The 26,429-nt window shown below is 59.3% G+C and carries 25 protein-coding genes; 12 read left to right on the top strand and 13 right to left on the bottom strand.

Annotated features, from left to right (window positions below; genetic code table 11):
* Positions 1–63: 63 nt before the first annotated feature.
* From ASG55_RS21505 to ASG55_RS21480, 6 genes are all read right to left on the bottom strand, one after another.
* Positions 64–1,380, bottom strand: a complete 1,317-nt coding sequence (locus ASG55_RS21505; protein WP_056790365.1) for an OprD family porin — start codon at positions 1,378–1,380, stop codon at positions 64–66.
* A gap of 194 nt (positions 1,381–1,574) precedes the next feature.
* On the bottom strand, positions 1,575–1,796 hold the full coding sequence (locus ASG55_RS21500; RefSeq protein ID WP_056790206.1) for a hypothetical protein: 222 nt from the start codon (positions 1,794–1,796) through the stop codon (positions 1,575–1,577).
* A gap of 299 nt (positions 1,797–2,095) precedes the next feature.
* On the bottom strand, positions 2,096–3,460 hold the full coding sequence (locus ASG55_RS21495; RefSeq protein WP_056790204.1) for a heavy metal sensor histidine kinase: 1,365 nt from the start codon (positions 3,458–3,460) through the stop codon (positions 2,096–2,098).
* Positions 3,450–4,127, bottom strand: a complete 678-nt coding sequence (locus tag ASG55_RS21490) for a heavy metal response regulator transcription factor (protein WP_016773287.1) — start codon at positions 4,125–4,127, stop codon at positions 3,450–3,452. The genes ASG55_RS21495 and ASG55_RS21490 overlap by 11 nt, the downstream gene beginning before the upstream one ends.
* 7 nt (positions 4,128–4,134) lie before the next feature.
* On the bottom strand, positions 4,135–7,248 hold the full coding sequence (locus ASG55_RS21485) for a multidrug efflux RND transporter permease subunit (RefSeq protein WP_056790200.1): 3,114 nt from the start codon (positions 7,246–7,248) through the stop codon (positions 4,135–4,137).
* Positions 7,245–8,405 carry an efflux RND transporter periplasmic adaptor subunit gene (locus ASG55_RS21480; protein WP_056790196.1) on the bottom strand — a complete coding sequence of 387 codons (1,161 nt, stop codon included), beginning with the start codon at positions 8,403–8,405 and terminating at the stop codon, positions 7,245–7,247. Before ASG55_RS21480 ends, ASG55_RS21485 begins: the two co-directional genes overlap by 4 nt.
* 406 nt (positions 8,406–8,811) lie before the next feature.
* Between ASG55_RS21480 and ASG55_RS21475 the strand changes: the two genes are divergently transcribed.
* Complete coding sequence (locus ASG55_RS21475; RefSeq protein WP_016773292.1) at positions 8,812–9,051, top strand: hypothetical protein; 240 nt, start codon at positions 8,812–8,814, stop codon at positions 9,049–9,051.
* A gap of 135 nt (positions 9,052–9,186) precedes the next feature.
* Here ASG55_RS21475 and ASG55_RS21470 read toward each other — a convergent pair whose 3' ends face one another.
* The 5 genes from ASG55_RS21470 to norR all read right to left on the bottom strand — a co-directional run bounded on the left by ASG55_RS21470 (position 9,187) and on the right by norR (position 13,735).
* On the bottom strand, positions 9,187–9,936 hold the full coding sequence (locus ASG55_RS21470; RefSeq protein ID WP_056790195.1) for a YkgJ family cysteine cluster protein: 750 nt from the start codon (positions 9,934–9,936) through the stop codon (positions 9,187–9,189).
* Positions 9,937–10,019: 83 nt separating this feature from the next.
* Entirely contained in the window at positions 10,020–10,346 is a 327-nt protein-coding gene (locus ASG55_RS21465) for a hypothetical protein (protein ID WP_056790191.1), read from the bottom strand.
* Positions 10,347–10,490: 144 nt separating this feature from the next.
* A complete protein-coding gene (locus tag ASG55_RS21460) occupies positions 10,491–10,973 on the bottom strand; it encodes a GNAT family N-acetyltransferase (protein WP_056790189.1) in 483 nt (160 codons plus the stop codon).
* 3 nt (positions 10,974–10,976) lie between these two features.
* Positions 10,977–11,879, bottom strand: coding sequence for a chemotaxis protein CheV (locus tag ASG55_RS21455; protein ID WP_016773296.1), 903 nt, complete (start codon positions 11,877–11,879; stop codon positions 10,977–10,979).
* A gap of 293 nt (positions 11,880–12,172) precedes the next feature.
* Complete coding sequence (gene norR / locus ASG55_RS21450; protein WP_056790187.1) at positions 12,173–13,735, bottom strand: nitric oxide reductase transcriptional regulator NorR; 1,563 nt, start codon at positions 13,733–13,735, stop codon at positions 12,173–12,175.
* Between the two features lie 163 nt (positions 13,736–13,898).
* Between norR and hmpA the strand changes: the two genes are divergently transcribed.
* The 10 genes from hmpA to ASG55_RS21400 all read left to right on the top strand — a co-directional run bounded on the left by hmpA (position 13,899) and on the right by ASG55_RS21400 (position 22,925).
* Entirely contained in the window at positions 13,899–15,080 is a 1,182-nt protein-coding gene (hmpA, locus tag ASG55_RS21445) for an NO-inducible flavohemoprotein (protein WP_056790184.1), read from the top strand.
* A 222-nt stretch (positions 15,081–15,302) separates the two neighbouring features.
* Positions 15,303–15,812: a disulfide bond formation protein B gene (locus ASG55_RS21440; protein WP_041479949.1), complete on the top strand. Its 510-nt coding sequence runs from the start codon at positions 15,303–15,305 to the stop codon at positions 15,810–15,812.
* Between the two features lie 827 nt (positions 15,813–16,639).
* Positions 16,640–17,581 (top strand): ubiquinol oxidase subunit II, encoded by a 942-nt coding sequence (gene cyoA, locus ASG55_RS21435; protein ID WP_024014231.1) that lies wholly within the window; start codon positions 16,640–16,642, stop codon positions 17,579–17,581.
* A gap of 3 nt (positions 17,582–17,584) precedes the next feature.
* The gene (cyoB, locus tag ASG55_RS21430; protein ID WP_041479948.1) at positions 17,585–19,615 is read left to right on the top strand and encodes a cytochrome o ubiquinol oxidase subunit I; all 2,031 of its coding nucleotides are present in this window, start codon (positions 17,585–17,587) and stop codon (positions 19,613–19,615) included.
* A gap of 3 nt (positions 19,616–19,618) precedes the next feature.
* On the top strand, positions 19,619–20,242 hold the full coding sequence (cyoC, locus tag ASG55_RS21425) for a cytochrome o ubiquinol oxidase subunit III (protein ID WP_024014230.1): 624 nt from the start codon (positions 19,619–19,621) through the stop codon (positions 20,240–20,242).
* Positions 20,242–20,577: a cytochrome o ubiquinol oxidase subunit IV gene (cyoD, locus tag ASG55_RS21420; protein ID WP_011335842.1), complete on the top strand. Its 336-nt coding sequence runs from the start codon at positions 20,242–20,244 to the stop codon at positions 20,575–20,577. The genes cyoC and cyoD overlap by 1 nt, the downstream gene beginning before the upstream one ends.
* A 10-nt stretch (positions 20,578–20,587) precedes the next feature.
* Positions 20,588–21,475 carry a heme o synthase gene (gene cyoE / locus ASG55_RS21415; RefSeq protein WP_016773305.1) on the top strand — a complete coding sequence of 296 codons (888 nt, stop codon included), beginning with the start codon at positions 20,588–20,590 and terminating at the stop codon, positions 21,473–21,475.
* 115 nt (positions 21,476–21,590) lie between these two features.
* Entirely contained in the window at positions 21,591–21,935 is a 345-nt protein-coding gene (locus ASG55_RS21410) for a hypothetical protein (protein WP_056790181.1), read from the top strand.
* Positions 21,932–22,246 carry a helix-turn-helix domain-containing protein gene (locus tag ASG55_RS21405; protein ID WP_041479944.1) on the top strand — a complete coding sequence of 105 codons (315 nt, stop codon included), beginning with the start codon at positions 21,932–21,934 and terminating at the stop codon, positions 22,244–22,246. The genes ASG55_RS21410 and ASG55_RS21405 overlap by 4 nt, the downstream gene beginning before the upstream one ends.
* A gap of 187 nt (positions 22,247–22,433) precedes the next feature.
* Positions 22,434–22,925 (top strand): RidA family protein, encoded by a 492-nt coding sequence (locus ASG55_RS21400; RefSeq protein ID WP_016773306.1) that lies wholly within the window; start codon positions 22,434–22,436, stop codon positions 22,923–22,925.
* A 370-nt stretch (positions 22,926–23,295) separates the two neighbouring features.
* On the opposite strand, the gene ASG55_RS21395 is transcribed toward ASG55_RS21400, so the two are convergent.
* Entirely contained in the window at positions 23,296–23,997 is a 702-nt protein-coding gene (locus tag ASG55_RS21395; protein WP_016773307.1) for a hypothetical protein, read from the bottom strand.
* 134 nt (positions 23,998–24,131) lie between these two features.
* Positions 24,132–25,058 carry a LysR family transcriptional regulator gene (locus ASG55_RS21390; RefSeq protein WP_016773308.1) on the bottom strand — a complete coding sequence of 309 codons (927 nt, stop codon included), beginning with the start codon at positions 25,056–25,058 and terminating at the stop codon, positions 24,132–24,134.
* A gap of 102 nt (positions 25,059–25,160) precedes the next feature.
* Between ASG55_RS21390 and ASG55_RS21385 the strand changes: the two genes are divergently transcribed.
* Positions 25,161–26,333, top strand: a complete 1,173-nt coding sequence (locus ASG55_RS21385) for an aspartate aminotransferase family protein (protein ID WP_056790178.1) — start codon at positions 25,161–25,163, stop codon at positions 26,331–26,333.
* Positions 26,334–26,429 lie beyond the last annotated feature (96 nt).

The following is a 26,429-nucleotide window of genomic DNA, read 5'->3' as shown; positions in this document are numbered from 1 at the left end:
CTTTCGCGAGCAGGCTCGCTCCCACAGGGTAGATCACAGGATCTGAAAAACGCAGCGCCGATCTTAGAAGACGTCGACCGGGTAGTCGATGATCACGCGGTATTCATCTGTATCCGAATCAATCGCGCCGTAGCCGTTGCCGCCACGGTTGGTGGCCCATTGCAGGCGCACCGCGAGATCCTTGGCCTGGCCGCTTTGCACGACGTACTGCAAATCGATGTCGCGTTCCCAATGCTTGGCGTTATGGCCGTCGGCGCTGTACCAGCTGGAATAGCCTGCGCTGTTCGGGTCGGCTTTGGTCAGATCCACCGTGCCGCGTGAATAGGACAGCGCCGAGGTCAATCCGGGCATGCCGAGGCCAGTGAAGTCGTAAGCGTACTTGAGCTTCCAGGAGCGTTCGTTCGGGCCGTTGAAGTCCGAATACTGCTGCGAGTTGTCGAGGTAAACGCTGTCGCCCTGGCTGATGTAGTCGAACGGCGTGTTGCCGTTGACCCGCTGATAGGCGGCAGTGACGCTGTGGCTGCCGATGCCGACGGTGAGATGCGCGCTCCAGGTGTTGTTGTCGATATCGCCGAGCAGCGCATCACCGGTGTCTTGCGTGTGGTAGAAGTGCACGCCCGGGTTGAGGCTTATCACATCGTTCAAGTGCCAGGTGTAGTCGAGGTCGTAGTAGTACTGGTTCCAGATGTCCTTGAGCTCGGACGCGTAAAGGCTGCTCGTCAGGCCTTCAACGCCGCTCCAGGCCACTCCGGCCCAGTTCAAGTGTTGGCTGTCATCGCCATCGGCGAGCGTGCCGTAGGACGTGCCGATTCGGGTATGACCGCTCTGGTTATACGGCTTGGTGAAACTGGCCTGGCCACCTTCGATCAGCCAGCCGTCGAAGCTGCGGTTACTCAGGCTGATGCCACGAAAGGTCTGCGGCAGCATCCGCGTGTCGCCGCCGGCAATCACCGGGTTGGTGAGGAACAGGTCACCGGCCTTCAGTTCGGTATCGAATGCTCGCAGCTTCAGGGTCCCGCCGGCGGTTGAAAACGAGCCCGGCGCTTTGCCGTTGCCGTCGCTGATCGGCAGGATGCTCGAACCGTCGGTACCGCCTCCGCCATCGAGTTTCAAGCCGAGCATGGCATGAACATCGACGCCGAAGCCGACCGTGCCTTCGGTATAACCCGATTCGAAAACCCCGAGAAAACCTTGCCCCCATTCAATGTTGTCGTCCGCTTTCTGCAAGCGGTTGCGATTCATGTAGTAGTTGCGGGCATTGAGGCTGAGGCTTGAGCCTTCGACGAAACTTTGTTCAGCGAGCTCGTCGGCGTGGGCGGCGGAAGCAATCGTTGCGGCAATTGCAATGAACAGCGGGGTGAGGCAGGCAGGGTAAAACACGTGCGGTGGAGCTCCTTGGGTCAGCGGGCCGCTCTGGTTCATGAGCGGCTTGATGTTTCTTGTTTTTTCAGACGCGCCAGACGGCTTTCAGACCACAACGAAAAAAGGCCGCTGAATGGCAGCGGCCTGGAGTGACGACGGTTGAACGGGAAGAGCCAAACAACCGCGTCGAGGGAAACCTTTCGCGGTGAGACTCAGCTGTCTTTCTCGAGCGCTTGAGCCTGGGAAGTAGCGGCTTGCGGGGATTGCGTCGCGTCTTGAGCCTTGGCCATCACTTCGGCCTGATGCTGATCGAATGCCTGTGCGCGCGCGACGTTGTGCGCCACGAACGCTTGCGATTCTTCAGCCATCGCCATCGACGACAGGATCAATGAGGACAAAACGAATGCGCTGGCAATACCCATACTGTTGGACATCTTGAAAACCTTCTCGCTTGGCGAGTGCTGTTTGGTGCGGGCAAAGATAAGGTTGCCGAGGGTTGGGAAACAGCGCGATTTTCATAAATGACTGTTACAGCAAAAGCAAAGATCGGCACGGGTAACAACCCGGTCTGTGCGTGATGGTGGCCTGTGGCGAGGGGATTTATCCCCGTTGGGCTGCGAAGCGGCCCCAAGAATTCCAGCCTCAAAGATTCTTGGACCTTGTGCACAGGATTTGCGACTGCTGCGCAGCCGAGCGGGGATAAATCCCCTCGCCACAGGGCTTGGCTGAGCATTCAGACCGGAAGGTGAATGCCAAAGGTGTTCATGCCCCGATCACTGCGCACAAACACATCCCCGCCATGCATCAGCGCAATCGCCTTGACGATCGCCAGCCCCAGGCCGTGGTTATTGCCGCTGTTGCTACGCGAGGCATCGACCCGATAAAACCGTTCGAACAACCTCGGCAGATGCTCGCTGGCAATCGGAGTCCCGGGATTGGCCACGCCAATGCTCACCTGGTGTTCTTCAACCTCGATGCGCACCTCGATCACCTGGCCCGGTTCGGTATGCTGCACAGCGTTGCTCAGCAAATTGATCAACGCCCGACGCAGATGCGCGACCTCGATCTGCACTTGCGCATCGCCGCTGACCTGCACTTCAACCTGCGCGTCTTCAAGGATGAAATCCAGATAGTCCAGTGTCGTCGCCACCTCATCAGCCATTGACGTCGAGGTCAGTTTGGTCGCCTTGTTGCCTTGATCGGCGCTGGCCAGAAACAGCATGTCGTTGATGATCGAGCGCAGTCGCTCAAGCTCTTCGAGATTGGATTGCAGCACTTCGAAATAGTGTTCGGCGGAGCGCCCGCGAGTCAGTGCGACCTGGGTCTGGCCGATCAGGTTGGTCAGCGGCGAACGCAGTTCATGGGCGACGTCGGCGTTGAACGATTCCAGCCGTGAATAGGCCAGTTCGACCCGTTCCAGGGTCGAGTTGAACGACTCGACAAACTGTTCCAGTTCCGGCGGCAGCGGCGACAGGCGCAAGCGTCCGGCGCGCAGTGGTGGGGCCAGACGCTGGGCTTCCTGCGACAGTTTGATCAGCGGCTTCAGACCGATTCTTGCGACCCAATAGCCCAATGCCGAGGCCAGCAGCACCCCGACAATCGCCAGACTGATCAGGGCGATGAGCAAGTGATGCTGGGTCTGATGCAGCGTCTCGGTGTCGATGCCGATCATGAAACGCAACGGCGGGCGCTGATCCTTGGCGGGGAACTGACTGACCAGCACTTTCAGCGGGTAGGGCTGATCGGGCAGTTGCAGATCGTGCATGCCCAACGGGCCGTTGATGGCCGCGCGAATCTGCGGCGTAAGGTTGCCGTACTCGTAGCGCGGATCACCGCTGCTGATCCAGAAACTGATGCGCTTGTCTTCCTCGCCGAGCAGTTTGAGCTTGTTGTTGATCTTCACCCAATGCTCCGGCGTGCCATAACGCCCGACGGTGGATTCGAGCACGCTGTACCGCGCATCCAGCTCGGCTTCGGGCAACAATCCCAAGCCCTTGTCGACCTGTTGATACAGCGCGCCGCCAATCAACAGAAACACCACTAGCGCCACCAGCGTGAACATGCCGCTGAGGCGCAAGGCAATCGAGTTACTGGACACCACGGCTCTCCAGCACATAACCCATGCCGCGAATGGTGTGCAGCAGTTTTTCGTTGAACGGCCCGTCAAGCTTGGCCCGCAGGCGTTTGATCGCGACTTCGACGACGTTGGCGTCACTGTCGAAATTGATGTCCCAGACCATTTCCGCGATGGCGGTTTTCGAGAGAATTTCGCCTTGGCGCCGGGCGAGCACGCTGAGCAGGGAAAATTCTTTCGCCGTCAGGTCCAAGCGCGTGCCGGCGCGGGTGGCCTTGCGGCTGATCAGGTCGATCCACAGGTCGGCGATGGTCACTTGCACCGGTTCGTGGCCGCCGCTGCGCCGGGTCAGCGCTTGCAGGCGGGCGACCAGTTCGAGAAAGGAAAACGGTTTGCCGAGGTAATCGTCGGCGCCGTCGCGCAGGCCCTTGATGCGATCTTCGACGCGCTCGCGGGCGGTGAGCATGATCACCGGGGTCTGCTTGCGCGCACGTAATGCGCGCAGTACGCCGAAGCCATCGAGCCCCGGCAGCATGACGTCGAGGACGATCACGGCGTAGTCGCATTCCAGTGCCAGATGCAGGCCTTCGACGCCGTCGCGGGCAAGGTCCACGGTGTAGCCCTGTTCGGTCAGGCCACGGTGCAGATAGTCCGCGGTTTTTTCTTCGTCTTCGATAATCAGAACGCGCATGACCGCCTCAGTCTGTGGTCGCCAGTGCCGTTGCGGGCTTTGCGGCTGGTGGGTGTGAGTGCCGGTGAAACAGCCGCTCGAGCCATAAGTATATGACCGGCGTGGTGAACAGCGTCAGCATCTGGCTGACCAGCAAACCACCGACCACGGCAATGCCCAACGGCTGGCGCAGTTCGGCGCCGGTGCCGTAACCGAGCATCAGCGGCAACGCACCGAGCAGGGCGGCGAGGGTGGTCATGATGATTGGCCGGAACCGGGTGATGCACGCCTCGAAAATCGCCTCCTGCGGCGGCAGACCGCGCTGGCGCTGCGCTTCAAGCGCGAAGTCGATCATCAGGATGCCGTTCTTCTTGACGATACCGATCAGCAGCACCAGCCCGATCAACGCCATGATCGAAAAGTCCTGGCCGCAGATCCACAGCATGATCACCGCACCCAAACCTGCAGCCGGCAGCGTCGAGATGATCGTCAGAGGGTGGACGAAGCTTTCATAAAGCACGCCGAGAATGATGTACACCGCCACCAGCGCCGCGAGAATCAGCCACGGCTGGCTGGCCAGCGAACTCTGGAACGCCTGCGCCGCGCCCTGGAAATTGCCGCTGATCGCGGTGGGCATGCCGATCTCGGCCTTGGCCTGATTGAGCTGAATCACCGCATCGCCCAATGCCACGCCAGGGGCGAGGTTGAATGACATATTGGCGGCGGGGAACATACCGTCATGGGCAATCGACAGCGGGCCGATGGTTGGCGCGTCAAATCGGGCCAGCGCCGACAGCGGCACCATTTCCCCACTGAGCGGCGAGCGCAGATAGAAATAGTTGAGGCTTTCGGCCTTGCCGCGTTGTTTGGTATCCAGTTCCAGAATCACGTTGTACTGGTTGACCTGGGTCTGGAATTCATTGATCTGCCGTTGGCCGAATGCATCGTACAGCGCCTCGTCGACATCGCTGGCGGTCAGGCCGAAACGCGCGGCGGCGCTGCGGTCGATGCTGATATGGGTGATGCTGCCGCCCAGTTGCAGATCGTTGGAAATGTCGCGAAACGCCGGGTTGCTGCGCAGTTTCTCGGTCAGGCGCTGGGTCCAGGTGGCGAGGGTCGCGCCGTCATTGCTCTTGAGTACGTATTGGTACTGCGCACGGCTGGGGCCGGAGCTTAGGTTGATGTCCTGCCCGGCGCGCAGATACAGGACGATGCCGGGGACTTTCATCAGTTGCGGGCGGATGCGATCGATGAACTGGCTGGCGCTGACATCGCGATCGCCACGTTTTTTCAGGGCGATCCAGAAGCGCCCGTTGGCGATGGTCTGGTTGCTGCCGGAAACCCCGACCGAGTGCGAAAACGCCTGCACCGCCGGATCGGCTGCAACGATTTCGGCCATCGCCAAGTGTTTTTTCACCATGTCGCCGTAGGAGATATCCGCAGCGGCTTCGGTGGTGCCGAGGACAAATCCGGTGTCCTGCACCGGAAAGAAACCCTTGGGAATAAAGATGTAACCGGCAACAGCCAGCGCCAACGATAAACCGAACACACCAATCATCAGTTTCTGGTGGTCGAGGGCGCGGCGCAGGCCTTTTTCGTACCAGCCGAGCAAGCGCTCGCTGAAACCCGGTTTGGCGCTGGCGTGATGCACCGGTTTGCGCATGTACAGCGCAGCAAGGGTTGGCGCCAACGTCAGCGAGACCACCACGGAAATCATGATGGTCGATGTCGCGGTCAGGGCGAATTCCTTGAAAAGGCGCCCGACCACACCGCCCATGAACAACAGCGGAATAAACGCCGCCACCAGCGAGAAACTGATCGAAACGACGGTGAAGCCAATCTCGCCGGCCCCCTTGATCGCCGCCTCGCGCATATCATCGCCGGCCTCGAGATGGCGATGGATGTTTTCCACCACCACGATCGCATCGTCCACGACGAAGCCGACCGCGACGACGATCGCCACCAACGTCAGGTTGTTCAGACTGAAGCCGAGGACGTACATCAGGGCGAAACTGGCGATCAGCGAGACACCGAGCACCGCCGAGACAATCAGCGTCGCCGACAACTGGCGCAGGAACAGCGCCATGACCGCGACCACCAACAGGATCGCGATCAGCAAAGTGATTTCCACTTCATGCAGCGAGGCGCGAATGGTCTGCGTGCGGTCGATCAGGGTTTTCACCTGCACCGAGGCCGGCAGCATCGCTTCGAGGCCGGGCAGGGCGGCCTGAATGCGATCAACGGTCTCGACAATGTTGGCGCCAGGCTGGCGGAAAATCACCAGATTCACACCAGGTCGATCTCCGGCCCAAGCCTGCACGTAGGCATCTTCCGCACCGTTGACGACGTTGGCGACATCGCGCAGGTGAACCGGGGCGCCATCCTTGTAGGAAACGATGAGCTCGCTGTAGTCCTCGGGGTGGAACAACTGGTCGTTGGTCGACAGCGTGGAAATGCTCGATTCGCCGTACAACGCACCTTTGGCCAGGTTGAGGCTGGTCTGCTGAATCGCCAGCCGAATGTCGGCCAGCGTCAGGCCAATCGCCGCGAGTTTGTCCGCCGAGGCTTGCACTCGGATCGCCGGGCGTTGCTGACCGGTGATGTTGATCTGGCCGACGCCGTCGATCTGGCTGATCTGACGCGAGAGCAGGGTTTCCACCAGGTCGCTGAGTTCGGTGCCGGGCATTTGCGTCGAGCTGACGCTGAGGATCAGCACCGGGCTATCGGCCGGGTTGACCTTCTTCCACGTTGGCAGCGTCGGCATGTCTTTGGGCAACTTGCCGGCGGCGGTATTGATCGCCGCCTGCACTTCCTGGGCGGCGGTGTCGATGCTTTTGTCGAGAGTGAACTGCAAGGTCAGCAGAGTTGAGCCCAGCGCACTGCTCGAGGTCATCTGGGTCATGCCGGGGATGGCGCTGAATTGCACCTCCAGCGGCGTCGCCACCGAGGAAGCCATGGTGTCGGGGCTGGCGCCGGGCAACTGTGCAGAGACCTGGATCGTAGGAAATTCCGCTTCCGGCAGTGGCGCAATCGGCAAACGCGGAAAGGCAATTACGCCGACCAGTACCAGAGCGAACGTCAGCAAAATCGTCGCTACCGGGTGATCGATGCACCAGGTCGAGATGCCCTTGTGCGAGTTCATGGCTTGGGCTCCGCCTGTACCACTTGCGGTGGCTCGCTCATGATTTGCACGCTCGCCCCGGGCTTGAGCCGCGACTGGCCGTCGGTCACCAGTACGTCACCGGCGTTGACGCCTTTGATGATGTCCTGACCGCTGCCCTGATAAATCATCTGTACCGGCACTGCCTCGACCTTGTCGTCCTTCACGCGGTAAACGAAGTGTTGTTCGAGGCCATGCTGTACGACGGTGGGCGGAACCACCAGCGCATCTTTATCCACAGCCGTCTGAATTTTTACCGTCACCAGCAAACCCGGCCAGAGCTTCTGGCTGGCATTGGCGAACTCGGCCTTGGCGCGGATGGTGCCGGTGTTGGCGTTGATCTGGTTGTCGATCAGGGTCAGATGACCTTCGCCGAGCAGATTGCCGGTTTCGCCATCAGTATCGGCTCCGATGTACGCCTTGACCGGGGCGCGTTGCGGGTCGCTGATCAGGCTCTGCAGGGTCGGCAGCATCTGCTGCGGCAGGGAGAACTCGACGGCGATCGGGTCGATCTGCGTGACGGTGAACAGGCCCTGGGTGTCGGTCATGCGCAGGAAGTTGCCTTCATCGACCGTACGAATACCGACGCGCCCGGTGACCGGCGAGCGAATCTGCGTGTAGGACAGCTGCACCTGCGCCGCATCGATCGAGGCCTGATTGCCTTGTGCCGTGGCTTTGAGCTGGTTGACCAGCGCTTGCTGCTGGTCGAAGGTCTGCTTCGACACGCCGTCGTCGACGCTGAGCAATTTGTAGCGCTTGAGATTGACCAACGCGACCTGCAACTGCGCCTGGCTTTCGCCCAACTGCGCTCGGGCCTGGTCGAGGCTGGCGCGGATCGAGCGGTCGTCAATGGTCGCGAGCAGGTCGCCTGCTTTGACCAGTTGGCCTTCCTTGACCAGAATTTTCGTCAGAATGCCGTCGATCTGCGGACGCACTACCACGCTGTGCAACGAAAGCACCGAGCCGATGCCGCTGGTGTAACGCGGCACGTCTTTGGCGCTGACCGTCACCACCCGCACAGGAATGGCGGTCGGGCTGGCCAGTTTGGCCGGCGCCGGTTTCAGCGCGAACCACAGGCCGGCGGCTGCCAGCAGAATCAGGAGAGTGGCCAGCAGGATTTTGTTTTTCTGGATGGACATGCGCGGCGCCGAAGTCTGGAGTTTGGGCAGATTGACCAGTTATAAACCGCTCAGGCGGTCGGCAGGGTGACGGCTGGCTGTCAGGATTGTCAGTTTCGTTTGTATAGATGGGGAGTAGCAGTGTGCGGCGATGCTCTTGTGTTGGATTCGCCCCTCACCCCAGCCCTCTCCCCAAGGAGAGGGAGCCGATTTGTGGGCTTTTCGAACCTGAGTTCGACTCGGTATCCCATGTCGGCGAACCTCGAGTAAACACCTCACCCTAACCCTCCCCAGGGCGAGGGTTAGGGTGAGGGGAAAACCGTTCAGCGCACGGTGCAAATCTTCAGATGCCGAGCCAGAGCGCACAGGTATACTGCGCGCCTTTGCGGCTCACTGATCGGGCCGACTTTTTGTTCCCGGAGCTTTTATGACTTCCCCGACCCAACCGCCGGTTGACGACGCTGTGAGCGACGTCCCGGCTGAAGTGGCTGATGCCAGCGAAACCAAGGCCGAGATCCCGGCGTTCAAGTTCCCGTTCAAGCCGGGCGAGCTTGCCTCGGCGAAAGGCTCGAATCAGCCGTGGTACAAGAATGGCGCGAAGAATGGCCACACCAAAACCCCGGGCATGGCGCCGCCGGGGACGCGTCGGTCGATGGGCAAGCGCTGACATCGGAAAGCGATGGTGCTTGTGCTGGCCTCTTCGCGAGCAGGCTAGCTCCCACAGGTTTTGTGTTTGGCGCAGATCCAATGTGGGAGCGAGCCTGCTCGCGAATGCGACAGCCGCTACAGCACAAATGTCAGATCAAGCCGCGCGCAATGAAATAAACGCATAAGTCTGCGCCGGTTCAGTCACCACCTGCCCACCCGCAGCCAGCACCTGTCCGGCCACGTCATCGCCGGACAAATGAAACAGCCATTCACTGGTTTGCGCCGCTAGCGGTTGCGCGCTCACTTGGTCGATCACTGCCGCAAAGGCATCCATGTTCGGCAAGTACGCGGTGAACCCGTCGCCCTTGAGCGCCGTGGTGCGAATTCCCAGGATTGCGCAGATCGCATCCTTGAGTTTGATCTCATCCCGATCCGCCTGACGCGAACGCTGAATCAACTCCAGCAGTTCCCGATCAACCAACTCGCCCCCCACGATCAGCTCCGGTCCCTGTTCCCAGGACTGCGGTGGGCAATCCTTGGCAGCAGGATTGAGCGGGATGTGCGGATTGATTTCCGCCGGGTAAATCCGGCACACCAGCGGGCGACGCTCGTAGATCCGGCAGCGCTTTTCGTCGTCAAGATTCCGGCAGGGGCCGACGTTGTAGGCGGCAAAGGTGATCGCCACGTGAGCATCAGTAGTGCCACTGCGGACCACCGCCGAACGGCGCTCGGCATGTTCGCGCTGTTGCGCTGGCAGCCCCAGGCCATTGCCGAGAAAAGCCTCGGCCAGCACGATCACCTGACCGCCATCCGCCGCCCACATGCGGGCTTCGGCGAGCGTCAGCGGGACATGGTGATCGGTGCAGCATTTGCCGCAACCTACGCAGGAAAACGTCGTATTCATTGAGCGATCTGTCTTCAATCAGGGTGTGAAACGGTGGCGGAAAACCACCGCACAGGGCCGGGTCGAAGCAAGTTGTGCGCCATTCACTGAGGTTTGGCGGTCGGGCGAATCGAATCCCACTCGGTGACGTACGCGGTTTTCGACTGTTTGTTGTACAGGCACAGCTCGCTGCCTTGCTGGCCTTTCATGTGTTTTTGCGGGTATTGGCCTTGCAGCAGAACGGCGGTGTAACCGACGCGGTCGTCGAATTGCGCCGGTGTGCCGACCGGTTTGACGTTTTTCAGGCCGCTGGCCTTGGTGCAGCTGGCGAGGACGGTCTTGTCATAGGCAGCCCAGGCGTCGGGGCTGGAGGCATGGGCCTGGGAGGCGAGGGCGATGAGGCTGAGCAGCGCCAGGGTGATGGCTTTCATGGTTGGGGCATCCTTGGTTATGGCCAAGGTTGGAGTCTGTCGGATAGCGGAAGTTGCCAGTGCTGCCCTTCGCGAGCAGGCTCGCTCCCACAGTTTGAAATGCAATCCACCTGTGGGAGCGAGCCTGCTCGCGAAAGCGGTAGATCAGTCGGGCACAGGCTCGCGCCGAACCACAACCATCCCGGCATTTTCATACAACCGCCGCGCCCGCAGGTTGTCCTCCAGAACCCTTAAATCGACAAATCCCTCGCGCCGCTGTTGAAAGACGCTGAAGGCATGCAGCAACAACGCGCGTCCAAGCCCCCGGCCCTGCATTCGCGGGTGCACCACCAGATTCTTGATATACGCACTGGTCCAGCACTGCGCCACGCCCACCACACCCTCGGCATCGCAGGCGACGAAACACAGCGCTGGATCGTATTCAGGGTCGCTGGCAAAGCGCCGCTGCCAATCGTCCAGTGACGGCACTCGACCGCCACCTTCCAGATGTCCGAGGTACATCAACTGATGCACCGCCGGCGCCAGCTCCTCGCGGTAGACGGACAGCTCAATCCCGTCCGGCCGCTGAGCATCCGGCAGAGGTCCACTCAAGTCGCGGCGCAGCAGAAAGCAAAACGTCTCGGCCAAGACTCAGTGCCCGTTGGCCGCGACGTGCTTGGCGGCTTCGATCAGACGTTGGGTCAGCTCCGGCGAGGAGAACTTGGTCAGCACCGCGTTGGCACCGGCCAGGCGAGCTTTTTCACTGTTCATCGCGCTGTCGAGCGAGGTATGCAGCAAGACGTACAAGTGAGCGAAGTCCGGGGTTTCACGCAAGGTGCGGGTAAAGGCATAGCCGTCCATTTCCGACATTTCGATGTCAGAGACGATCAGATTGATCTGCTGCGCGGTGCCTTGCAGGTCGAGCAGGCAGTCGATGGCTTCCTTGGCACTGCGCGCGGTGTGGCATTGCAGGCCGAGGTTGCGCAGGGTGTGCACCGATTGCTGCAGGGCCACCTGGCTGTCATCGACCACCAGAATGCGCGCGTTGCCGAGCACTTCAGCGTCTTCCATGGTCAGGTCGGTCGGCGCCATTTCGATCTGCGCCGGGGCGATGCTGTGGATGACTTTTTCGATATCCAGCACCTGCACCAGCGTGCCGTCCACCGAGGTCACGCCGGTGATGTAGGCGCGCGAGCCGCCGGAGCCGAAAGGTGGTGGCTTGATGTCGGTGGTCAGGCAGTGGACGATCTTGCTCACCGCCTGCACGTGCAGACCCTGCTTGGAACGGCTGACATCGGTGACGATCAGGCAGCCACCGTTGGGATCCTCCAGCGGCCGTTCGCCGATCGCGCGGCTGAGGTCGATCACCGACAAAGAGGCACCGCGCAGGGAGGCGATGCCTTTGACGTGCGGGTGCGACTCCGGCAGCTTGGTCAGCGGCGGGCAGGGGATGATTTCACTGACTTTCAGCAGGTTGATCGCCATCAGCTTGCCGCTGCGCAAGGTAAACAGCAGAAGCGAAAGTGAATCTGCGCGGGCTTTGGTGGAGGACATAAGAACCTTCTGTGGGGCGAGAGTGGAAATCGCCAGAAACCTTTGATGCCGTGTTATCGGCGTTAAAGGGGTGGGCTTTAGGTTAGTTGTCGGGTAGTCGGCTTGAGTTGATCGCTGTTCTCTCTATCACTGCCCCTCACCCCAGCCCTCTCCCAGAGGTAGAGGGGGACACCGACCTGAACGATCGAGTCGATTATGGATTCGGAAGAAATCTTTCACGTCAGTGGAGTTCTTCAGTATCCCCCAATCAGTCCCCTCTCCCTCTGGGAGAGGGCTAGGGTGAGGGTGTGCTTTTAGCTCTTCATGCCTAGTCGTTTGGCCATCCGCCCAAGATTCGCCCGATCCACCCCCAACTCCCGGGCCGCACTTGCCCAGTTATCCTGATGACGCTCCAGCGCTGCACCGATCAACCGCCGCTGAAACTCATCGGTGGCACTGCGCAAATCACCACCGATCATCGGCATCACGTTGACCAAGTCTGCATTGGCAGGCGCAACCACGTTATCCACAACCTCACGGGGCAAATCCAGATCCGCCGCGCTCAGACTCAGAATCTTCGGCCGCACTTTGCAGTTACCCAGCGCCTTCAGCGCACTGCGCCCGATCAAATGCTCCAGCTCCCGGACATTCCCCGGCCAGGTGTAGGCCAGCAGCGCCTCCTGAGCATCACTGTTCAAGCGCAGGCTGTTGAGGCCCATGCGCGAGCGGTTCTGTTCCAGAAAGAAACCACTGAGCAACAACACATCACGCCCACGATCGCGTAGCGCCGGCACTCGCAGCGGATACACGCTCAAACGGTGATAGAAGTCGGCGCGGTAGCGACCGCTGCGCACTTCCTCGGCCAGATCGCGATTGGTCGCGGCAATCAGACGCACATCGACCTGATGCTCCTTGTCCGAACCCAGGCGCTGCAACTGACCGCTCTGCAGCACGCGCAGCAACTTGGCCTGGACTGTCAGCGACAGCTCGCCGACTTCATCAAGAAACAGCGTGCCGCCATTGGCCAGTTCGAACTTGCCACGCCGATCGCTGGTGGCGCCGGTGAAGGCGCCGCGCACGTGGCCGAACAGTTCGCTTTCCACCAGCGTGTCGGGCAGGGCGGCGCAGTTGAGGCTGATTATCGGTTTGTCGGCGCGCGCGGAGGCGGCGTGGATGGCCTGGGCGACCAGTTCTTTACCGACGCCGGTTTCGCCGGTGATCAGAACGGTCAGATCACTGCCGCCGACCAGATTGATTTCTTCCACCAGACGTTTATGCGCCTTGCTCTGGCCGATCATTTCACGGTGCTGCTGGCCGCTGGCCTGACGATAGACCTCGGCGCGCTGATGCTCGTCTTCGGCGCGGGTGGCCAGACGTTCGATGCGTTCGGCGGCGTTGACCGTGGCCGAGGCGAGGCTGGCGAAGGCTTGCAGGGCGTCGAGTTCGATCGGCTCGAAACGCTCCGGGTCCAGCGCGTCGAGGGTGATCAGGCCCCAGAGTTTTTCATCGACGAATAAAGGACAGCCGAGGCAGTCGTGAACTTCAAGATGATCGTCGAGGCCATCGACCAAACCGTCATAAGGATCGGGCAGGTCGCTGTCGGCAGCGAAGCGCGTCGGCCCGGCGCCGGCCAGCAGGATTTCAAAACGCGGATGCTCGCTGACCTTGAAGCGGCGGCCGAGGGTGTCCGTACTCAAACCATCCACCGCCAGCGGCACCAATGATTCGCCATCCAGACGCAACAACGCGGCGGCATCGCAGGGCAACAAGGCGCGCATGGCCTCGAGCAAACGCCGGTAGCGCTCACCCTCGGGCAGTTCGCGGGAGAGGTCGGCGACCAGAGGCAGCAGGGCGGTAAGAAGGGATTTGGCGGTCATGGGTATGTAGTCAAATAGACAAGATGTAGTCGCGATGACTATACGTTCATTTGTGTCGAAATGACTATGAAGGTTTCAAGCTATTGAATTTAAAAGATTAATTAGTTGGCATGAAAGCTGATATCCCTAAGGCAATCTTTCCAGAAAGCCCAGGAGTCACCTTATGCTTAGCGTCCAGGATCGTGCCATCGTCAAATCCACCGTGCCTCTGCTGGAAAGCGGCGGCGAGGCGTTGATCACGCATTTCTACCGCATGATGCTCTCCGAATGCCCGCAGGTGCGCCCGCTGTTCAACCAGGCGCATCAGGCCAGTGGCGATCAGCCGCGTGCCTTGGCCAACGGCGTGCTGATGTACGCCCGGCACATCGATCAGCTTGACCAGTTGGGCGATCTGGTAGCCAAGATCATCAACAAACACGTCGCCCTGCAGATCCTGCCGGAGCATTACCCGATCGTCGGCACCTGCCTGCTGCGCGCCATTTCCGAAGTGCTCGGCGAAGAGATCGCCACGCCTGAGGTGATGAGTGCCTGGGGCGCTGCGTACGGGCAACTGGCCGACATCCTGATCGGCGCGGAAACCGCGATCTATGACCAGAAGGAACAAGCCGTCGGCGGCTGGCGCGGTGCGCGGGAATTCATCGTTGCGGCGAAGGTGCAGGAGAGCGCGGAAATCACCTCGTTCTACTTCGAACCGGCGGACAAAGGGCCGATTCTTGCGGCCGAACCGGGTCAGTACATCGGCATGAAGCTGATGCTCGACGGCGAAGAAATCCGTCGCAACTATTCGCTGTCGGCACTGGCCAACAATGGTCAGTACCGCATCAGCGTCAAGCGTGAACCGAACGGTCGCGCGTCAAACTACCTGCATGATCAACTGCACGTCGGCTCGAGCATCCAACTTTTCCCGCCGTCGGGCGAATTCACCCTGGTGGCCAGCGACAAGCCGCTGGTGCTGATCAGTGGCGGCGTCGGCATCACGCCGACTCTGGCGATGCTGGAAGCAGCGTTGGCAACCGAGCGTCCGGTGCACTTTATCCACTGCGCGCGCAACGGCAGCGTCCACGCGTTCCGCGACTGGGTCGATGGGCTGGCGGCGCGTCATCCGCAGCTCAAACGCTTCTATTGCTACGCCGAAGAAGATGGCGTCAGCCCGGCGGCGGACAAGGTTGGCCTGCTCAGCGAAGAACTGCTCGGCCAGTGGCTGCCGGCACAGCGCGATGTCGATGCGTACTTCCTCGGGCCGAAAGGGTTCATGGGCGCGATCAAACGGCACCTGAAAGCGTTGGGCGTGCCGGAGAAGCAGAGCCGTTACGAGTTCTTCGGCCCGGCTGCTGCTCTGGAGTGATCCGAGACCGAGTTGTCTCGTTCGCGAGCAGGCTCGCTCCCACAGGAATTGCGTGCGACGCAGATCCATTGTGGGAGCGAGCCTGCTCGCGAATCTTCTGCGCGCCGCAAAGCCATGTTGGTTAATCATTCCTTAACCGCTCTATCGTTTATTGCCCCGGTGTAGACTTGCGACAATTTCAGCCGCCGGCCGGCTGGACCATGGACTTACAAAGGAAAGGCAATGAGCGAGGAAACGATGCGGTTGGGGCGTGAGCGGCGCTATCTGGTGTTGCTGGGGATCATCTGCCTGGCGTTGATCGGCGGCGCACTTTACATGCAGGTCGTGCTCGGCGAAGCACCTTGCCCGCTGTGCATTCTGCAGCGCTATGCACTGTTGCTGATTGCAGTGTTCGCCTTCATCGGTGCGGGCATGCGTAGCCGTCGCAGCATCACCGTGTTCGAGACACTGGTAGTGATCTGTGCGATTGCCGGGGCCGGAGTGGCCGGGCATCACGTCTATACGCAGTTCTATCCGGCGGTGAGTTGTGGCGTCGATGTGCTGCAACCGATTGTCGATGATCTGCCGTTGGCGAAAATTTTCCCGCTGGGCTTCCAGGTCGACGGTTTCTGCTCGACGCCGTATCCGCCGATCCTCGGCCTGTCGCTGGCACAGTGGGCGCTGGTGGCGTTCGTGCTGGTGGTGATTCTGGTGCCGTTGCTGACCTCGCGTAATCGAAAAGCGCTGCGCTGAGTCAACTTCTCGGCAGAGCTGCCGATAAACAAAACGCCCCGATTTTCGTTGATGAAAATCGGGGCGTTTTGCATTTCAGAGCGTTTGTGAAAACACCGTGACGAACGGCAATGAAGCGTGCGGCAAATGTGCGACATGTTGTCACACAGGGGCTGTCGCAGGGACTCGGGATGCGGCGGATTGGCCGCCTGTTACATAAAAACATTGGCCAGTTTTAGTGTTTTCGGGCTTGAGCACGGACGTACCAGAGCAGGCAGTTTTAACAGGCGCCGGCAGATGGACGAAGCCCTTGGAACATCGGGCTTTGCGCCGCTCCAGCGTTTGTAGATCGGGTGCAGAGCTGTCTGATTTGAGGCGGTTACGCTGGCAGATTTTGCCGCTTTTATTGAGAAACGCTTTCGATAACTTGCGCAACTTTTGCAAAAATGGCGATGGATTGTTGCTCTGAGTGATAAAAATTATTTCGGGATAAGACATGGTGTATAGGGCGCTACCTATCTACAATCGCCCGCACTGAATTCCCGACGCTGTTCAGCCTTTATCAAGGAACTGATCAGGAGGTCGGGTGTCGAGCGAGCCGCGAGGCTTTCGAGACACCCTGGTGTCGGTGCCTTTCCAATTTTCCGCACCAAATGGAATTGGTCTGTAACAAGGCCTTTGACCACGAATTCGAATAAGAACTGAACGCTGTCCCAAGGTTTTGTCGAGCGTGAGACGCGCGACGGGCGGCCCTTATTCAATCCAAAGAAAATGCCAACCCTTGGCAGGGTGAAGTGTTGGCGATCAAAACCCAACTGCATTGCGCAAGCTGCTTTAGAGGTCGTGAGATGAGTAAAAACAGGTACCCCAGATTACTAGGCCTAGTGCCGCTGCTCGGCACGTTGCTGCTGGGAGGCTGCAACATGACCTTGCTCAATCCAACGGGCCAGGTCGGCCTGGAACAGCGCAACCTGATCATCACCGCCACGCTGCTGATGCTGTTGGTCGTCGTGCCGGTCATCGTCATGACCTTCCTGTTTGCCTGGAAGTACCGCGCTTCGAACAAGAACGCCGTCTACACGCCGAAGTGGTCGCACTCGACCAAGATCGAAGTGGCCGTCTGGACCATCCCGGTGCTGATCATCATCGCCCTGGGCTACATCACTTACATCTCGACTCACGAGCTGGACCCGTATCGTCCGATCGAGTCTGACGTCAAGCCGGTGACCATCGAAGTCGTCGCGCTGGACTGGAAGTGGCTGTTCATCTACCCGGAACAAGGCATTGCCACGGTCAACAAGATCGTGTTCCCGGCGCACACGCCAATCAACTTCAAGATCACCTCCGACGCCGTGATGAACTCGTTCTTCATCCCGGGCCTGGGCGGCCAGATCTACGCGATGGCGGGCATGCAGACCAAGCTGCACCTGATCGCTGACCGCAACGCTGAAATGGACGGTATCTCCGCCAACTACAGCGGTGCCGGTTTCACCGGTATGAAATTCAAGGCTATCTCCACCACTCAGGAAGATTTCGACGCCTGGGTAAGTGAAGTCAAGAAGTCGCCTAAACAGCTTGATCAGGCTGAATACGCGGCCCTGGCCAAACCGAGCCAGAACAACCCAGTCGAACTCTACTCGTCGGTCACGCCGAACCAGTTCCAGATCATCGTCGACAAGTACGAAGGTATGAAGCCGGGCAAGCCGCTGAAGCACGAGAAGAAAGAGAAAGAAGTGGCGGCCACGGATATTGACGCGGGTTCGCATTCAGCTGCCGGGGCAGAGGAGTAAACGATGTTTGGTAAATTAAGTTGGGAAGCAGTCCCATTCCACGAGCCGATCGTGATGGTGACCATCGCCATGATCGCCCTCGGTGGTCTGGCGCTGTTCGCTGCGATCACTTACTTCAAGAAGTGGACGTACCTGTGGACCGAGTGGCTGACTTCGGTCGACCACAAGAAAATCGGCGTGATGTACATCATCGTCGCCATGGTCATGCTGCTGCGCGGCTTTGCCGACGCGATCATGATGCGTACCCAGCTGGCCATGGCCACCGAGGGTTCGCCTGGCTACCTGCCACCTGAACACTATGACCAGATCTTCACCGCTCACGGTGTGATCATGATCATCTTCATGGCGATGCCATTCTTCACCGGCCTGATGAACCTTGCAGTGCCGCTGCAGATCGGCGCGCGTGACGTTGCGTTCCCGTTCCTGAACTCCCTGAGCTTCTGGCTGCTGGTGTCCGGCGTTGTGCTGATCAACCTGTCCCTGGGCGTCGGCGAGTTCGCCAAGACCGGTTGGGTTGCGTATCCGCCGCTGTCGGGTCTGCAATACAGTCCTGGCGTGGGTATGGATTACTACATCTGGGCGCTACAGCTATCCGGATTGGGTACGACGTTAACCGGGGTCAACTTCCTCGCGACCGTACTGAAAATGCGTACCCCTGGCATGAAACTGATGGACATGCCGATCTTCACCTGGACCTGCACCTGGGCAAACGTTCTGATCGTGGCTTCGTTCCCGATCCTGACCGCTACCCTGGCACTGCTGACCCTTGACCGTTACATGGATTTCCACATTTTCACCAATGAACTTGGTGGCAATCCAATGATGTACGTCAACCTGTTCTGGGCCTGGGGCCACCCTGAGGTTTACATCCTGATCCTGCCGGCATTCGGCATCTTCTCGGAAGTGATCTCGGCGTTCACCGGCAAGAAACTGTTCGGCCACCACTCGATGATCTACGCCTCGGGCGCGATCTCGGTACTGGGCTTCATGGTCTGGCTGCACCACTTCTTCACCATGGGTTCGGGTGCGAGCGTCAACGCCTTCTTCGGTCTGGCGACGATGCTGATTTCCATCCCGACGGGTGTGAAGCTGTTCAACTGGCTGTTCACCATCTACCAGGGCCGTCTGCGCTTCACCAGCCAGGTAATGTGGACACTGGGCTTCATGGTGACCTTCGCCATCGGCGGCATGACCGGCGTACTGCTGGCCATCCCGGGTGCTGACTTCGTGCTGCACAACAGCCTGTTCGTGATCGCACACTTCCACAACGTGATCATCGGCGGTGCGGTATTCGGTTACATCGCTGGCTTCGCGTTCTACTTCCCGAAAGCGTTCGGCTTCAAGCTGCACGAAGGCTGGGGTAAAGCAGCGTTCTGGTTCTGGATCTCGGGCTTCTTCGTCGCATTCATGCCGCTCTATGCACTGGGCTTCATGGGCATGACCCGTCGTCTGAATGCCACCACCAACCCTGAGTGGGTACCGTACCTGTACGTTGCCATGTTCGGTGCGGTGATGATTGCTGTGGGTATCGCCTGCCAACTGATCCAGCTGTACGTCAGTGTGCGCGACCGCAACAAGCCAGAGAACGTTTGCGATCACGGTGACCCGTGGAATGCACACACCCTGGAATGGTCGACCTCGTCGCCACCACCGTTCTACAACTTCGCTGTGCTGCCTAAGGCTGACTGCATCGACCCGTTCACCGAAGCCAAGGAAAACGGTACTGCGTACCAGCGTCCGGCCAAGTACGAGCCGATCCACATGCCGAACAACACCGCCACTGGCGTGGTGATGGGCGCGCTGTTGACCGTCTTCGGTTTCGCGATGATCTGGCACATCTGGTGGCTGGCGATCGCGAGCCTGGTGGGCACCGTCGTTTACTTCGTGATCCACGCTGCACGTGACGACCAGGGCTATATGGTTCCGGTTGAAACGATCGAGCGTATCGAAGCCGAGCAGCACAAGCGTCTGGTCGCGGCAGGGAAAATCCCGGCCAATGCCACCCGTGTTGAAACCTCGTTGGAACAGGCTTAAACCATGTCGAACTTAGTGACCAATGTTGGACACGCCCATGGTGACCATGGGCACGATGACCATCACCACGACTCGGGCGAGATGACCGTATACGGTTTCTGGCTCTACCTGATGACCGACTGCATTCTGTTTGCGTCGATCTTCGCGGTGTACGCAGTACTGGTAAACAACGTTGCCGGTGGCCCGTCGGGCCACGAGATCTTCGAACTGCCATACGTGCTGGGCGAAACCGCTTTGCTGTTGTTCAGTTCGATCACCTACGGCTTCGCCATGCTGGCGTTGTACAAGGGCAAGAAGCAGGCGGTCCTGGGCTGGTTGTTCATGACCTTCCTGCTCGGCGCGGGCTTCATCGCCATGGAGATCAACGAGTTCCACCTGCTGATCTCCGAGGGCTTCGGTCCTAGCCGTTCGGGCTTCCTGTCGGCGTTCTTCACCCTGGTCGGTACCCACGGTCTGCACGTTTCGGCCGGTCTGATCTGGATGGGCATCATGATGTATCAGGTCAACAAGCATGGCCTGACGTCGACCAACAAGACCCGTCTGAGCTGCCTGAGCCTGTTCTGGCACTTCCTGGACGTGGTCTGGATTTGCGTCTTCACCGTTGTTTACCTGATGGGGACTCTGTAATGGCTAATGCACACTCCCATGACAGCCACGATGCTGGCCACGGCAGCGTCAAGTCGTACGCCATCGGCTTCATCCTGTCGGTAATCCTGACCGTCATTCCGTTCGGTCTGGTGATGTACCCGACCCTGCCGAAGTCGACGACGCTGGCAATCGTTCTACTGTTCGCAGTGATCCAGGTGATCGTTCACCTGTATTACTTCCTGCACCTGGACCGTTCCATTGCACAGCGTAACAACGTGATCGCGTTCGTCTTCACGGCGATTGTGATCGTGCTGCTGGTTGGCCTGTCGCTGTGGATCATGTTCAGCATCCACACGTACATGATGGCGAAGTGAGGTAGACCCGATGTCGCTCAAGCACTTTATCCAAATCACCAAACCGGGGATCATTTTCGGTAACGTGCTTTCTGTGGCAGGCGGGTTCTTCCTGGCCTCGAAAGGGCATGTCGATCTGGCGGTGTTTCTGGCCGCCATGATCGGTACTTCCCTGGTCGTGGCCTCCGGTTGCGTGTTCAACAACTGCATCGACCGCGACATCGACCTGAAGATGGAACGCACCAAGAACCGTGTACTGGTCCAGGGCCTCATCTCCCTGAAACTGGCCCTGGTTTACGCGACCATTCTGGGTGTTCTCGGCGTTGCCTTGTTGTACAAGGTGGCCAACCCGTTGGCTGCCTTGTTCGCAGTAATCGGCTTCATCATCTACGTCGGCTTCTACAGCCTATACCTCAAGCGCAAGTCGGTTCACGGCACGCTGGTGGGCAGTCTGTCGGGCGCCATGCCGCCAGTGATCGGTTACGTTGCCGTGACCAACAGCTTCGACATGGCCGCACTTACCCTGCTGGTGATGTTCAGCCTGTGGCAGATGCCGCATTCCTACGCCATCGCGATTTTCCGTTTCAATGATTACCTGGCCGCATCGATTCCGGTGCTGCCAGTGAAACGCGGCATTCAAGTGGCGAAGAAGCACATCCTGCTCTACATCCTGGCGTTCCTCGTGGCGACCTTGATGCTGACCTTCAGCGGCTACGCCGGCATGAGCTACCTAGCCGTCGCCGCCGCCATGGGCATGTACTGGCTGTACATGGCCTGGACCGGCTACAAGGCAGTCGATGACACCGTCTGGGCACGCAAGCTGTTCGTGTTCTCGATCTTCACCATCACTGCGTTGAGCGTCATGATGTCCCTGGACTTCAAGGTGCCGACAGAGCTGTTGCTGACGTACGCGCCGTAAGGTTTGCAAGCTTCAGGAAAAACCCCGCACGTTGAGAGATGTGCGGGGTTTTTTGTTTATTCGAGCAGCGATTTGTTGATAGGCTGTCTATAGTCAAGCTGCTTATAGTTTGGCTATGCGAACAATCTTTTTTGAAACAACGATATTTACCAAAAGCGTTGGCCGCTATCTGACGGACGACGAATATCGAACATTGCAGAACTACCTTCAGAGCAATCCGCTTGCGGGCGATGTAATGCCTCGAACGGGTGGCTTCCGTAAGCTGCGCTGGGCTGATTCTCGCCGTAGCAAGGGAAGACGGGGCGGCTTGCGGGTTCTCTACTATTGGCTTATGAATGATGGTCAGTTCTGGATGTTCGCCATTTACGACAAAGATGAGCTTGAGAAGCTGACTGCCGAGCAAGAGAGGGCACTCAGGACAGCCATTCATAAAGAGTTGAAAAAACGAGGTACCCCATGAAAAAACGCGACCTGTTTGCAGAGTTAATGCAGGGCGTTGATGAGATGGCGGCTCAACGCGAGGGCAAGATCACACTGCGCAATACAGTGCTTGAGGACAAGCCTGTACCTGAAGTGGGCGCACAGGAAATTGTTGCTCTTCGAGAAAAACTGCATATGTCTCAAGCTGTTTTTGCCAGTCGAATCAGGACAAGTCCAAACACCCTTCGAAATTGGGAGCAGGAAAAGTCGAAGCCCAATGCTCAAGCAGCCTTATTGATACGACTGGTTGAAAAATTTCCAGATATGGTTGAGCGCTTGAACACTGTTTGAGCGCCGCTGAAGACCAGCTTGTGGTCCGGGGCATCCGAAAGGTTTAGGGCCTTTTGTTCCATCTACGCTGGTTGCACAACTTAGGCAAACGCCATAGATTTGGATCCAACCTCGACAGTAGTAGCTCCAAGCCATCCTTCGGTGCTCGACTGTCCTAACCCGTGCATTGATCAAAAGGCTGGGCGCAATGACCGAACGGATGACCTGCGATGAGCGCTTTATCGCCCTGGCTGAAGAACTCAACTACGACATCTATGGCGAGAACACCGCTGGTGGCAATTACGCGCCGCTGATCCGTCATCACGACGAGCTCTACATCAGCGGCATGGTGCCGCGGGTCAATGGCAAGATTCTGTATCCCGGTCGCGTGGGGCTGGAATTGAACCTCAAGGATGCGCAAGCCGCGGCGAGCATCAGCGCCATGCGTTGCCTGGCGCTGATTGTCGATGCGGTGGGTTCGCTGGACAAGATTCGTGCGTTGTTGCGTGTCACGGTGTATGTGAAGTCGACTGCTGACTTTGTGGACCTGAGCGAAGTGGCCAACGGCGCTTCGGATGTGTTCAGCCATGTGCTGGGCGATGCCGGACGGCATACGCGCACGACCATCGGCGTGTATCAGTTGCCGAAGAATGCGGCGATTGAAGTGGACATGATTGCGGCGTTGCATCCTTCGGCTTGAGGGGGGGGGGAGGTGGGGGAGCGGTTTGCCCTCACCCTAACCCTCTCCCGGAGGGAGAGGGGACTGACTGAGAGGCTTTCAAGATATACGCCGACCTGAAATACCGAGCCGAACTCAGGTTTGAAAATCACACAAGTCGGCTCCCTCTCCCTCGGGAGAGGGGACTGACTGAGGGGCTTTCAAGATATACGCCGACCTGAAATACCGAGCCGAACTCAGGTTTGAAAATCACACAATTCGGCTCCCTCTCCCTCGGGAGAGGGCTGGGGTGAGGGGCGACGATTTTCGCCTCCTCACGAATCACAAGCCGGACAACAAAAAGCCCCGCCTGAATCTCAGTGCGGGGCTTTTTCGTACAGCGGCTGCGCTATTACTGCGCCGCGATGCTGTACCCGTCAAACGCCGTCTGCTGCTGCAGCGCGGTGATGATGTTCTTGCGGTTCACCGCCTGTTCGGTACCGGCGTTATCGACGAAGGTTTCGCTTTCCAGCTCGGCTTCATCGCCTTCACCCACGAAAGTGAAACCGAGGAATTCCAGTGCCTCACGGTCAACATTCAGGCGCGAACGCGGCGTGCGCATTGGCAGGGTCACGCTGGCGCCGTCCTTGCTGATGGTGAAGATTTCCACTTCTTTCTTCTTCGCAGCTTTGCTCTTGCCGCCGCTCGGATTGCTGATCGCCTGATGGGTCTGATTCAGCACTTTCAGCGCCAGGCCATAAACGATTTCCTGGAATGCCGGATCGTCCTTGAAGCTGGACAGAATGCGTCCGATCGAGAACTTGCTGCTCAGGTCTTCCAGCGCGGCAATATCGGCTGCCTCAGCGTCTTTCAGGCGCTTGAGTTCGCCCATCAGCTCGTACGCCTTGTCGTCATCAAAACTGTCATGCGCCTGACGGATCGCCGCACGCAATTCGCGGATCTGGTCGCTTTCGCGGGTCGACTGGAACGCGTCCAGGACCATCTCGCTGATGATTTTGGCTTGAGGCAGGTGTTGTGAAAGATTGATGGAGTTTTCGTATTCCGCTTTGGACGACTGGGTGACTACGGATTCAGCGGTGTTGAAATCGGACATTGAAATTTCACTACTTTTTAACTTGAGTTGAGGCGAGAAAGCACGAGGTCTTTTTCAGGCCGACTAATTTAGGGGAGCGGGGCGGCGTTGTCACGGAGCAACGGTCTGGTGGTCGGGATTTTTCCCGGCGTGCGTTATTTTCCGAGCATGGCGTCAGCGGGTTTCCCCCACGTACGCATCGCAAACTCGACAAACCGTCTCAGCTTGGGCAATCGATAGCGATCCTGCGCATACAACAGGTGCATCGGCCTGCTTGGCGGTTGGTAATCCGTCATTACCCTGACCAGTTTGCCGTCGCGCAGATCCTGCTCCACCAGCGCGTCGGGCAGCATCATGATGCCCATGCCGTTGCGCGCTGCCTGGTGCAAACCGGCGGAGCTGTTGATCAACATCGGCCCGCTGACGTCGACGAGGACTTCGCCTTCCGGACCGCTCAGACGCCAGCGTTTTTCCACCGATTGCCAGTCATCCCCAGCCGGATAGGCGAAGGACAGGCAATCGTGTTGCTGCAAATCCTGTGGCGTATGCGGCATGCCGCGCCGCGCGATGTAATCAGGGGAGGCGCAGACCGTCAGGGTGTAGTCGATCAAGGGCCGGGCGATCAGGTTGGATTGGTCGAAATTGCCCAGGCGGAATGCGACATCGAGGCCGTTTTCCAGCAGATCCGGGCGGCTGTTAGTCAGCACCACGTCGAGTTTCACTTGCGGATACAGCAAGGAATATTCGCTGAGAGCCGGGGTCAGTCGTTCGACGCCGAAGGTCAGCGGCGCGGTGATACGCAGCAAACCGCGCGGCTCGTCCGACGCTTGTTCGGCAAGGCGTTCGGAGTCGGCCACCAAGCCAAGCACTTCCAAGCAGCGTTGATAATAGACGCTGCCGAATTCGGTCAGGCGCTGGCGGCGCGTGGTGCGTTGCAGCAGTTGCACGCCGAGCCGTTGCTCCAGCGCGCGCAGATGATTGCCCACCATCGTCGTCGACATTTCGCACTTCGCAGCGGCGGCCGTCATGCTCCCGGTTTCGACCACTTTGACGTACACGCCCATCGACTGAAACAAATCCATTATCAAGCTCGGCTTTTAAATGATTGAAGTTTTTCCGGGTTTATCCAGCTCAGGTGGCTAACCATACTGCAAATACACCGACCTGCAATGGAGTTTCACGTCATGACCGCCGCCCTGATGAACACCTACCAACCACTGGCCCTGAGTTTCACCAAGGGCCTGGGCACGCGCCTGTGGGATCAGGCGGGGCGCGAATATCTGGACGCTGTTGCCGGTGTGGCAGTGACCAACGTCGGCCACTCGCATCCGCGCATCGTCGCGGCGATCAGCGAGCAAGCGGGGCTGCTGCTGCACACCTCAAACCTGTACAGCATCGACTGGCAGCAACAACTGGCCAAACGGCTGACGGTGTTGTCGGGCATGCAGCGCGCGTTCTTCAACAACTCCGGCGCCGAAGCGAACGAAACGGCGCTGAAACTGGCGCGTCTGTACGGCTGGCGCAAAGGCATCGAGCAGCCGCTGGTGGTGGTCATGGCCAACGCGTTTCATGGCCGCACCCTTGGCACCTTGTCCGCCAGCGATGGCCCGGCGGTGCGGCTGGGCTTCAACGAACTGCCGGGGGACTTCGTCAAAGTGCCGTTCGGCGATCTCGCCGCGCTGGAGCAAATACAGCGCAAACACGGCGCGCGCATCGTGGCGATTCTGGTCGAGCCGATTCAGGGCGAAAGTGGCGTGCAAATCGCACCGCCTGGTTATCTCAAGGCCCTGCGCGACCTGTGCAATCGCCACGCGTGGCTGTTGATGCTCGATGAAATCCAGACCGGCATCGGCCGCACCGGGCAGTGGTTCGCCTTTCAGCACGAAGGCATCGTGCCCGATGTCATGACCCTTGCCAAAGGCTTGGGCAATGGCGTGCCGATCGGCGCCTGCCTGGCCCGTGGCCGCGCGGCCGACCTGTTCACCCCGGGCAGCCATGGCAGCACTTTCGGCGGCAATCCACTGGCCTGCCGGGTCGGCTGCACGGTGCTGGACATCATCGAAGAACAAGGCCTGCTGGCGAATGCGCGGGTGCAGGGCGCACGGCTGCTGGAACGCTTGCGCGCCGAATTGGCAGACAACCCGAACGTGCTGGCAATCCGGGGGCAGGGCCTCATGATCGGTATCGAACTGAAACAACCGGTGCGCGACCTGACGCTGATCGCTGCGCGGGATCACGGCTTGTTGATCAACGTGACTCGTGGCAAGACCATCAGGTTGCTCCCGCCGCTGACGATTGATGAGCGCGAGGTGGGGATGATTGTCAGAGGGGTTGGGCGGGCTCTGGCCGCACATTGATTGGTCTGCGCAAAACCCTGTGGGAGCGAGCCTGCTCGCGAAAGCGGTCGACTATTCACAGTAGGTGTCGACTGAAATTGCGCCTTCGCGAGCAGG

Source organism: Pseudomonas sp. Leaf434, from assembly GCF_001425545.1.
Lineage (GTDB): Bacteria > Pseudomonadota > Gammaproteobacteria > Pseudomonadales > Pseudomonadaceae > Aquipseudomonas > Aquipseudomonas siliginis.
Note: the sequence above shows the minus strand (reverse complement) of the source record. Positions and strands in the feature narration are given on the sequence as shown.

Excerpts from the sequence above, each read along its gene's own strand:
- ASG55_RS21470 (WP_056790195.1), bottom strand. The coding sequence starts at position 9,936 with ATGAATACGACGTTTTCCTGCGTAGGTTGCGGCAAATGCTGCACCGAT.
- ASG55_RS21500 (WP_056790206.1), bottom strand. The coding sequence starts at position 1,796 with ATGTCCAACAGTATGGGTATTGCCAGCGCATTCGTTTTGTCCTCATTG.
- ASG55_RS21440 (WP_041479949.1), top strand. The coding sequence starts at position 15,303 with ATGAGCGAGGAAACGATGCGGTTGGGGCGTGAGCGGCGCTATCTGGTG.
- cyoA (WP_024014231.1), top strand. The coding sequence starts at position 16,640 with ATGAGTAAAAACAGGTACCCCAGATTACTAGGCCTAGTGCCGCTGCTC.
- ASG55_RS21385 (WP_056790178.1), top strand. The coding sequence starts at position 25,161 with ATGACCGCCGCCCTGATGAACACCTACCAACCACTGGCCCTGAGTTTC.
- ASG55_RS21410 (WP_056790181.1), top strand. The coding sequence starts at position 21,591 with ATGCGAACAATCTTTTTTGAAACAACGATATTTACCAAAAGCGTTGGC.
- ASG55_RS21490 (WP_016773287.1), bottom strand. The coding sequence starts at position 4,127 with ATGCGCGTTCTGATTATCGAAGACGAAGAAAAAACCGCGGACTATCTG.
- ASG55_RS21390 (WP_016773308.1), bottom strand. The coding sequence starts at position 25,058 with ATGGATTTGTTTCAGTCGATGGGCGTGTACGTCAAAGTGGTCGAAACC.
- ASG55_RS21480 (WP_056790196.1), bottom strand. The coding sequence starts at position 8,405 with ATGTCCATCCAGAAAAACAAAATCCTGCTGGCCACTCTCCTGATTCTG.
- cyoC (WP_024014230.1), top strand. The coding sequence starts at position 19,619 with ATGTCGAACTTAGTGACCAATGTTGGACACGCCCATGGTGACCATGGG.
- ASG55_RS21455 (WP_016773296.1), bottom strand. The coding sequence starts at position 11,879 with ATGTCCTCCACCAAAGCCCGCGCAGATTCACTTTCGCTTCTGCTGTTT.
- ASG55_RS21475 (WP_016773292.1), top strand. The coding sequence starts at position 8,812 with ATGACTTCCCCGACCCAACCGCCGGTTGACGACGCTGTGAGCGACGTC.
- norR (WP_056790187.1), bottom strand. The coding sequence starts at position 13,735 with ATGACCGCCAAATCCCTTCTTACCGCCCTGCTGCCTCTGGTCGCCGAC.
- cyoD (WP_011335842.1), top strand. The coding sequence starts at position 20,242 with ATGGCTAATGCACACTCCCATGACAGCCACGATGCTGGCCACGGCAGC.
- cyoB (WP_041479948.1), top strand. The coding sequence starts at position 17,585 with ATGTTTGGTAAATTAAGTTGGGAAGCAGTCCCATTCCACGAGCCGATC.
- ASG55_RS21395 (WP_016773307.1), bottom strand. The coding sequence starts at position 23,997 with ATGTCCGATTTCAACACCGCTGAATCCGTAGTCACCCAGTCGTCCAAA.
- ASG55_RS21485 (WP_056790200.1), bottom strand. The coding sequence starts at position 7,248 with ATGAACTCGCACAAGGGCATCTCGACCTGGTGCATCGATCACCCGGTA.
- ASG55_RS21465 (WP_056790191.1), bottom strand. The coding sequence starts at position 10,346 with ATGAAAGCCATCACCCTGGCGCTGCTCAGCCTCATCGCCCTCGCCTCC.
- hmpA (WP_056790184.1), top strand. The coding sequence starts at position 13,899 with ATGCTTAGCGTCCAGGATCGTGCCATCGTCAAATCCACCGTGCCTCTG.
- ASG55_RS21405 (WP_041479944.1), top strand. The coding sequence starts at position 21,932 with ATGAAAAAACGCGACCTGTTTGCAGAGTTAATGCAGGGCGTTGATGAG.
- ASG55_RS21400 (WP_016773306.1), top strand. The coding sequence starts at position 22,434 with ATGACCGAACGGATGACCTGCGATGAGCGCTTTATCGCCCTGGCTGAA.
- cyoE (WP_016773305.1), top strand. The coding sequence starts at position 20,588 with ATGTCGCTCAAGCACTTTATCCAAATCACCAAACCGGGGATCATTTTC.